The 1,567-nt window shown below is 72.7% G+C and carries 2 protein-coding genes; both read right to left on the reverse strand.

Annotated elements, in window-relative coordinates; all coding sequences use genetic code 11:
• Nucleotides 1–34: 34 nt before the first annotated feature.
• Complete coding sequence (locus ACFCX4_RS36200; RefSeq protein WP_376151721.1) at nt 35–595, reverse strand: hypothetical protein; 561 nt, start codon at nt 593–595, stop codon at nt 35–37.
• A gap of 28 nt (nt 596–623) precedes the next feature.
• On the reverse strand, nt 624–1,307 hold the full coding sequence (locus tag ACFCX4_RS36205; RefSeq protein WP_376151723.1) for a hypothetical protein: 684 nt from the start codon (nt 1,305–1,307) through the stop codon (nt 624–626).
• Nucleotides 1,308–1,567: the final 260 nt, after the last annotated feature.

Raw genomic sequence — 1,567 nt, forward strand, 5'->3', positions numbered from 1 at the left:
CCCCGGCATCCGGCCGGGGAGGGGCCGCGGCGTGTCAGGCGTGCGGTTCGGCGTAGGCGCGTGTCACGGCGGTCGTGAGGGCGAGCAGGCCCGTCCAGCCGAGGAGCAGGACGCCCAGGGCGGCACCGGTGGACAGCCTGCTCGGGATGAGGAGCAGGCCGGCGCCGAACGCGGACACGCCGAAGGCGGCGACGGCGGCGGTGAGCGCCCCGGGTCGGGGGCGGTACCACGGCCAGAGCAGGCCCCGGACGGCGAGGGCCGATCCCGAGGCGACGAGCAGGGCGGTCTTGAGGGCCTCGCGCCAGTGCCTGGACAGCGTCCCCTCGTCGGAGTCCCGCCGGGCGAGCCGGGCCGCCTGCGGCTCCCGGTGGACCGCCGGCACCGCCGCGGCGGCCCCGGCGGCCCCCCGGTGCGCGGCGGCCACCACGGCGGAGCCGTGGCGCAGTGCGCCCTCGTGCAGTGCGTTCTCGTGCGCGTCGGAGAGGGAGAGGAACCCGAGTCCGGTGGTGGCCAGCCCCGCGAGCAGGAGCCCTGCCTGGGTGAGGAAGGCCCGGGGCGGGCGGGGTGACGGCGTTGCGGTGGTCGGAGCGTTCACTGCTGAACTCCCTGGGGGCGGGCGACGGTCAGTCGCGTGGCGTGCCGGTGGTGTGGCTTGCGATTCCGGCGGTGGCGATCATGATCAGCCACATGGTGGCGGGGACCTCCCGGTACCAGACCGGTGACTCCACGACGGCCGGTGAGTAGGCGAAGACGTAGATCAAGGTGAAGGCGACGGAGACGGCGAGGACGACGGCGGACGGGACGTCCGGCATCTCCCGCCGCGCCCAGGCCAGGCCCATGGTGGTGAGCACGGATCCGGGGCCGATGATGAGGGCCAGGAGGAAGGGCTCGCGCCAGGCCCAGTACCTGACGTCGGTGCGGAACCCCTGGTAGGAGATCTCGAACTCCCGGCCGCGGTAGACCGCCACGGTGATCTCCGAACCAGGGCTCACCCGGTCGAAGATGTCCTCGTCCGCGAAGTACGTCTTCGTGTGCGACGAGCCTTCGGGCACCACCTTCAGCTCGTAGACGTCGACCAGCCCGCTGTCGCCGCCGGGCGTGGTGGAGTGCTCCTTGGACTTCACGCGGAGGGGCTTGTGCTCCGTGCACTCGGTGCCGGGGGTGGCGGCCGCCGTGCCGCAGACCGGGGCGGTGAGGTGGCCGGTCATGGTCTCGTGCATGTGGTTGTACAGGCGGAACCCGAGTGCGGTGACGGTCAGTCCTGCCAGGAGGAGGACGGCCTGGATCAAGAGGTGGACGAGCTTCATCCAGCTCCCGCGCCGTGGCGGTGGAGGCAGTTTCGTGGTCCGAGCGTTCATGGCAGACCCCATAGATCGCTGTCGGCGGGGCACCTCCCGATGCCCAGCAGGATGCTGTCAGGGCGGGGGCCGGCGGGGGAGGGGTACGGACGCTCCTGTAACGAAGCTGTAGAGGAACGGCCCGACCCGGCGCTCGTGACCCGGGCGGAGGGCCGACGGCTCCGTGCTGTACGGGTGGTGGGCGCGGGAAGTCGGGGTGGCCGACTTCC

Source organism: Kitasatospora sp. NPDC056327 (genome assembly GCF_042261735.1).
Classification (GTDB): domain Bacteria; phylum Actinomycetota; class Actinomycetes; order Streptomycetales; family Streptomycetaceae; genus Kitasatospora.

Bases quoted from the DNA above. Each gene is read 5' to 3' on its own strand.
- ACFCX4_RS36205 (WP_376151723.1), bottom strand. From the start codon at position 1,307: ATGAAGCTCGTCCACCTCTTGATCCAGGCCGTCCTCCTCCTGGCAGGA.